Here is a 5,781-nt window from a genome sequence, read left to right as displayed (position 1 = left end):
CGCGGAGCGAACGCGGGGAACCAGAACGCCCAAAACCGCTCGGGGCGTTCGGCTGAGCATGGGTTCTGGCAACAGGACTCACTCCCGCTCAGTCTTTAGGAACGGTTGATGTGAAGACCAGACAAGGCCTCGGGAAGCCCATCGGGGGCGCTGTCTCTGAGAAGCCCGGTAGCGGATACGGCTCGACTGGATCCGGTGGACGATGCGCACCGGCCCGCTCGTCGACGCGCTCATCGAGCATCTGGTCGGTGATCTGGGCCGCTATGCCCTGGAAAACAGCTTTCATGTCGTCGTGGAGGGCGCTGTCCTGGCACGAGCTGACCCACGGGCGCGCGGCGGGCTGCAGCTGGGTGACCGGCGGGGCGGCCAGGCCGGGTCACCAGGGGCGGGGGCCGGGCCGCTCGCGCCGGGGACCACCGTGGTTCTGCGATGGCCCCGTGCCTCCCTTCCGACAGGTCAGCCGGACGACCGACCGGGCCGGCCTGGCACACCGCGCGAGGGATGATGGGGGATGGAATGACGGAACGTGAGGTCAGGAGCTTCCATGGCGAAGCGGGTTCACCGACCCCGTGAGGACGCGGAGTTCAATTTCATCCTCGGGATGAGCGGAGTTCCGGTCCTCGCATACTTCACCGGGACATGGCCCAAGGCAATCGAGCCCTGCCGGGTGATGGACCTCGTCATGGGTGGCATCGCCGACGACTACACGGGCCGCCTGACGGCCGTCCGCACCGACATCACGCGTTGTCCGGCCGCAACCGAGCGATACGGGATCACCGGAGCCCCGTCCTACGTCCTGCTGAAGGAGGGAGAGGCGGTGGCGCAAGGCACGGGGCCTATGACCATCGCCGAGGTACGGAAGTTCCTGGACGGCCACCTCTGAGCGGCCGCTGCGGCACGTGGCCGCGACGCCCCTCACGTCTCGTCTATGGGAGCTGCGCCGCCTGAGACACCCCCACAGGTCACATAACGCCGTCCATCGCGGTCGCGTCCGGCAGCTGCGCGGCCCCGGCCACGATCTCCGGAAACGCCGGCGCCATCTCGGTGCCGCGTCTGGAGCGCAGCACCACTCGGCCCGCGTCGACGGCGAGCAGGGCCCGGAACCCGTCCCACTTCGGTTATGCGCTGTTGAGCTGTCCACGAGATGAAGTCCAGCGCCATGTCGATCACGGATGGCGAGTGCACTTCACTCACGGGACCTGGCGTCGCCCCCTCTTCGCTCCATGGAGCCGCCGGCGGGGTGAACGCCGGTTGGGCGTCAGCCTGGAGGCCAGACGCCGTGATACTGACGAGCCTGCGCGCAGGACAAGTACCACCTGAAGCTAGGCAGTTGGCGCCCGGGAATGCGACCTCACTGGTGGGGCTGACGTGCTGTCATTGTGGAAGCCGCTGGACTACGGTGAGGTCTGGATCACGCGTGGGCATGTGATCCTGCGGTGGAGTTCACGCAGTCGCTGCAGCAGCGGCATCGCGGCATTCCGGTCCTGGACGCTCGCGGCGGTGACCAGCACGACCAGCAGCAAGCCCAGGCAGTCCACGACCTGCCCTTTGCGGCCCGCCACCTTCTTCCCGCTGTCCCGGCCGACACGGGCGGCGCCCCCGGTGTCGGCCGCCCACAGGGACTGCGAGTCGACGATCGCCGCCGTCGGCGTGCGGCTGCAGGCGTACACTGCTGGGCAAATCACCTTTTTAAATATTTTAAGCTTGCAATTCTGGCGGGAGCGTGCCAGAACCGTCGGATCCGGCGTCCGGTCTGCCCGGGAGGTCCGCAGCGAGTGGCCGTCGGCAGCCCTCGGAGGGCGCGGGCGGATCACACAGGCGCCAGGAGGAAGATTTCTCGATGCCCCGGCCCGATGACCCGCGCACCGCGGCGGCCCGGATGTTCGCCGAGGCTGGCGCGTTCGGCGAGCTTCTGGCCGGGATCGACTGGGCGGCGACGCCACTCGGGTCCCCCGAGTCCTGGCCGGGGCCCCTGGTGGACACCCTGCGCCTCATGCTCACCTCTGAGCACGGGATGGCTCTGTACTGGGGCGCCGAATTCACCACGCTGTACAACCTGGGCTCCACACCCATTGTCGGCGCCAAACACCCCTGGGCGCTCGGCAGGCCCTATATGGATGTGTTCCCCGAGGTCTGGGTCCACCCCGTGAGCTCCCACTTCCACTATGTGACCGACACCCGCAAGCCCCTGTTGATCCCCGATGAGCCGCTCATCATGGAGCGCCACGGCTTTCCGGAACAGTGCTACTTCGACTCCGCCTTCCAGCCCGTGCTGCTGGACGACGGCACCGCGGGCGGCGTCCTGCAGATCATCACCGAGACCACCGGCCGGGTACTGGGCGAGCGCCGGCTGCGCCTGCTGAGCGAGACCGGCGCCCGCACCGCCGGGCTGCCCACCCCGGGCGAGGTCGCCCGCGTCGTCGCGGAGGTGCTGGGCTCCTATCCCGAGGAGATTCCGTTCCAGTGCCTGTACCTGGCCTCCGAGCCGGGGATGCTGCGGCCGGCGGCCTCCACCGGGCTCCGGCCGGCGCCCGAGGCCGTCTCGCTGAGTGCGGCCGACGAGTCGGAGGTCGCGGCCCGGCTGGCGCAGGTGGTCGCCGACGGTGCGCCCGCCACGCTGCCAGCCGCTGCGCTCACCGGCGGCAACACGACCGGGCAGCACGCCGCGGCCCCCCGGCTCCCAGTCGAGCAGGCGCTGGCCCTGCCGCTGCACTGCGCGGGCCAGGTGGAGGGCGTCCTGGTGGTGGGCGTCAACCCCTGCTTCCCGCCGGCCGGGGCCTACCGGGACTTTTTGGAGGTGCTCGCCGCCGCCGTGGCCGGGGCGCTGACGGCCGCGCTCGCCCACGACGAGCAGCGCCGGCGGGCGGAGGCGCTGGCCGAGCTGGACCGGGCCAAGACCGCCTTCTTCGCCAACGTCAGCCACGAGTTCCGCACCCCGCTCACCCTGCTCCTGGGCCCGCTCCAGCAGGCCCTGGCCGACGAGGACCGGCCCGAGCGGCGCGAGCAGCTGGAGCTGGCCGAGCGCGGCGCCCTGCGCCTGCTGAAACAGGTCAACACCCTCCTGGACGTCGCCAGGGCCGAGGCCGGGCAGATGCGCCCGGCCCTCGAGCCGGTCGACCTCGCCGGTGCCACGGCCGAGCTGGCCGGGGTGTTCCGCTCCGCCTTCGAGGCGGCCGGGCTGACGCTGGAGGTGGACTGCCCGCCGCTGCCCAAGCCGGTGTCCCTGGACCGGGACATGTGGGAGAAGATCATCCTCAACCTGCTCAGCAACGCCCTGAAGTTCACCTTCACCGGCGGCGCCCGGGTGCAGGTGGCCGCGGCCGGCGACCGGGCCCGGCTGACCGTGACCGACACCGGCACCAGCATCCCAGCGGACGAACTGCCGCGCCTGTTCGAGCGCTTCCACCGGGTCCGCGGCGCCCGCTCCCGCTCCCACGAGGGCAGCGGCCTCGGCCTGGTGCTGGTGAAGGACCTGGTGGAAGCGCACGGCGGCACCGTCGGCGTGGGCAGCCGGCTCGGCCAGGGCACCACCGTCACCGTGGACCTCCCCTTCGCCGCCGCCCACCGGCCCCGCCCGGACCCGCCCGCAGCCGGCGCCGGATCCCCCGGGGAAACCCCCAGGGAAGGCGGAGGCGGCCGGCCCGGCCGCGCCGCGGCCTATGTGGACGAGGCGCTGGGCTGGCTGGCGGCCGACCCCGTCCCCGCCGCGGCCACCCCCGCGGCACGCACCCCGCACGCCCCCGGCCCGCACGAAACCGACCGCCCCCACCGGGCCCGCCTGCTGGTCGTCGACGACAACGCCGACATGCGCGCCTACCTCACCCAGCTCCTGCAGCCCGACTACGACGTGCTGCTCGCCGCCGACGGCCGGGCCGCCCTGGAGATGGCCCTGGCGCAGCCGGTGGAGCTGGTGCTCAGCGACGTGATGATGCCCCGCATGGACGGCTTCGAGCTCGTCCGGGCGCTGCGCGCCGACCCGCGCACCGCCCGCCTGCCCATCGTCTTGCTCACCGCCCGCGCCGGCGAGGAGGAATCCGTGCAGGGCCGACACGCCGGCGCCGACGACTACCTGGCCAAGCCCTTCTCCGCGCGCCAGCTGCTGGCGCGCGTCCGCACCGGATTGGAACTGTCCCGGCTGCGCGAACAGGTCCTGACCGAGACCCGCAACCAGCTGGCCGTGCTGGCCTCCCTGGCCGACGCGGGCCTGCGGCTGTCCGCAACCCTCGACCCGGACCAGATACTGCAGACTGCCGGCCAGATCCTGCTGCCCGACTTCGCCGACCAGATCAGCGTCCACCTCACCGCCGCGCCACCCGCCCCGGCGCAGCCGCCCCCGGCGTACATCGCCGGCACCCCCCTTCTTGCCCGCGAGGCCCTGGCCACCGCCGCCACCCACGCGATCAACGGCACCGCCCCAGCACCAGCCGGCCCGCACCCGCCGCCCGCCGCCGTGCTGGCCCTGCCGCTGCACGCCCACGACCAGACACTGGGGGCCCTGGTACTGGTCCGGCACACCGACTACTCCGCGGTCGAACACAAGTATCTGGAGAACCTCGCCCACCGCCTGGCCCTGGCCTACGACAACGCCACCCGGTACCACAACGAGCGCCGCCTCGCTCTGACCCTGCAGCGCGCCCTGCTGCCCCACCGCCTGCCCCAGGTGCCCGGGGTGCGCCTGGCTACCCACTACCGGGCCAGCAACCGCGGCGCCGAGGTCGGCGGCGACTGGTACGACGTGCTCGCCCTGCCCGACGGTGCCGTGGGGCTGGCCATTGGCGACGTCATGGGCCACGACGTGGAAGCCGCCACCGTTATGGGCCAACTCCGCTCCGCCCTGCACAGCCTCGCGCTGGAGGGCGCCGGCCCGGCCCGGGTGCTGGCCAGGCTGGACGCCTACCTGCAGTCGCTCGCCACCGAACGCTTCGCCACCTGCCTCTACGCGGTCTACAACCCACACCGCCACCGCCTGCGCTATGCCGCCAGCGGGCACCTGCCGCCCCTGCTGGTAGCCGCCGACACCGCCTACCTGGAGCTGCCCCCGGCGCTGCCGCTGGGACTGGGCAGCACCCCAGTCGACCGCGAGGTGGCGTTTCCGCCCGGCACCAGCCTGCTGCTATACACCGACGGCCTGGTGGAGAACCGGGCGCTGTCCCTGGACGACTGCCTGGCGGCCCTGCGCCAGACCTGCGGCGCGCTGCCCGCCGCCGCCCGCACCGACCCCCAGCAGATCACCGAACGGGCCCTGGAGCTGCTGAACACCCCCGACCGGGTCGACGACGACACCGCCCTGCTCGCCGCCACCGCCGAACCATCGTGTCGAACCGGCGACCCGCAGGCCGACGGAAGTGCCATTACAACCGACCGCTCGTAGTCATTGCTAAGGAAGCTGCGGATTTGCTAAATCCACTGCTAACGAACTTGCTGGCGTGATGTCGTCAAGGTGAGGCCGGTTTCAGCGAGACATCCATCGACGAGGTAGCTGCGGTACTGGATCTCGCGGAGGCCCTGGCGAAGGGCGCGCATCAGGTGGTCAGGGTCGGTGAACGCGGTGTTGGCCTGGCTGCTGCGTCGCAGCAGTGACCAGATGCCCTCGACGGGGTTGAGATCTGGTGCAGGCCGGCAGGAAGTAGCAGGTGATCCAGTCGCGGGGGTCGATGAACTCCTGCAGCCCCGGGTAGCCCTGAGTCTGGATCTCCCGGAAGAGACGGGCGGCATCGGTGCACCCTTCGTTCCAGCGCCGGATCAGGTAAGGCTTGTAGTCGTCCAGGTGTGTGGTGCGAA

At 71.4% G+C, this 5,781-nt stretch carries 3 protein-coding genes and 1 pseudogene; 2 read left to right on the top strand and 2 right to left on the bottom strand.

What is annotated here, in order from left to right; all coding sequences use genetic code 11:
- The first annotated feature begins 544 nt into the window (after positions 1 to 544).
- Entirely contained in the window at positions 545 to 883 is a 339-nt protein-coding gene (locus tag AB0D27_RS44960) for a thioredoxin domain-containing protein (RefSeq protein WP_362521345.1), read from the top strand.
- A 511-nt stretch (positions 884 to 1,394) separates the two neighbouring features.
- Here AB0D27_RS44960 and AB0D27_RS44955 read toward each other — a convergent pair.
- On the bottom strand, positions 1,395 to 1,670 hold the full coding sequence (locus AB0D27_RS44955; RefSeq protein ID WP_362521342.1) for a transposase: 276 nt from the start codon (positions 1,668 to 1,670) through the stop codon (positions 1,395 to 1,397).
- A 170-nt stretch (positions 1,671 to 1,840) separates the two neighbouring features.
- On the opposite strand from AB0D27_RS44955, the gene AB0D27_RS44950 reads away from it, so the two are divergent.
- Positions 1,841 to 5,371: a SpoIIE family protein phosphatase gene (locus AB0D27_RS44950; RefSeq protein WP_362521339.1), complete on the top strand. Its 3,531-nt coding sequence runs from the start codon at positions 1,841 to 1,843 to the stop codon at positions 5,369 to 5,371.
- 38 nt (positions 5,372 to 5,409) lie between these two features.
- Here AB0D27_RS44950 and AB0D27_RS44945 read toward each other — a convergent pair.
- A pseudogene (locus AB0D27_RS44945) lies at positions 5,410 to 5,668 on the bottom strand (transposase); the annotation flags it as partial.
- Positions 5,669 to 5,781: the final 113 nt, after the last annotated feature.

It is taken from the genome of Streptomyces sp. NPDC048415, from assembly GCF_040651675.1.
In the GTDB taxonomy this organism is placed as follows: Bacteria; Actinomycetota; Actinomycetes; order Streptomycetales; family Streptomycetaceae; genus Streptomyces.
Note: the sequence above shows the minus strand (reverse complement) of the source record. Positions and strands in the feature narration are given on the sequence as shown.